Source organism: Streptomyces sp. NPDC049915, assembly GCF_040656475.1.
Taxonomy (GTDB): domain Bacteria; phylum Actinomycetota; class Actinomycetes; order Streptomycetales; family Streptomycetaceae; genus Streptomyces.
In genome coordinates this window covers 1-1,068 of record NZ_JBFAMH010000085.1, presented here as the reverse complement: position 1 = coordinate 1,068, position 1,068 = coordinate 1, and the positions used below count along the sequence as shown (strand labels likewise).

Genomic DNA, 1,068 nt, shown 5'->3' with positions numbered 1-1,068 from the left:
GCCCCGCAGGCAAGGCCGTCGAGCGTCCGATCAAGGCCGCTGCATCGTCCGAGCAGGGCTGGTGGGACGGCGTCCTGCCCGACTGCTGGCTGCTGTTCGAGTGGCCAGAAGAGGCCGAGGCCCCCACCGATTACTGGCTGTCCAGCCTGCCGGCAGACATCCCGATCGCCGACCTGGTCCGCCTGGCCAAAGTCCGCTGGCGCATCGAACACGACTACCGAGAACTCAAGCACGGCCTGGGCCTGCACCACTTCGAAGGGCGTTCCTGGCCGGGCTGGCACCACCACATCACCCTCGTGACCGCCGCCCATGCCTTCCTCACCGAACAACGGCTGGCCCCAAAAGTCCCCGGACCGGGCTCACTCTCTACCAGACCCTCGACGCCCTCCAAGACGTCCTGAGGTGCTGGACCGGCACCTGCACCACCTGCCACCGACCCCTGCCCAGCAGAACACACACAACACCAAGATCAAGGCAGACCTAACGGAGTCCTACTAACCGGAGGCCTGACAAGGATCGCCTGCTCAGCTGCGACGAGCGTCGAGCGCTTCGTCGTTGTTCCACAGCACCGGCATGGCGGGACTGGCTTGAACTGGATCTGCGGATCGTTGCTCTGGATCAGGCAGATCAGACGGCGGCGAAGGACGGCTGCCTGGCGGGCTTGGTCGGCGATGATGTCCAGGACGACCTGCGCCGCCCTGGGGCAGGTCGTCGCCGAACCGGTCGTAGTCTATCTGGCCAGCACCGGCAGCTACCGCGACAGCATCCTGCCCAGCGGACTACCAGCTGGCTCCCCCAGAGGAAGCCCTTGACGGCACAGGCGACCGTCGGCAGGCTCCGCCGAGTTCCCAGGGCCGTTGCGGTACGCCGGGTAGGCCAACCTCGTATCTCCGGACGTCGCGCCTGGCGTCGGGATGTGGGGGACGACCTCCTGGTCCCGGTAGCAGCGCCCGGATGGGCACCGGCACCGGCTGGTGTATTGACCTGAAGCGTTGTTAACGCGGGTGATCGGTGGGTGGCCGCCGAGTGCGGTGTGGCAGCGGTGGTGGTTGTAGGTGTGGAGGAAGT

At 66.8% G+C, this 1,068-nt stretch carries 1 protein-coding gene; it reads left to right on the top strand.

Annotation, left to right across the window (positions count from 1 at the left end; genetic code table 11):
- The coding region (locus tag AB0J12_RS39650; RefSeq protein ID WP_363269666.1) for a transposase at positions 1 to 401 on the top strand (401 nt) is incomplete at its 5' end.
- Between the last annotated feature and the right edge of the window lie 667 nt (positions 402 to 1,068).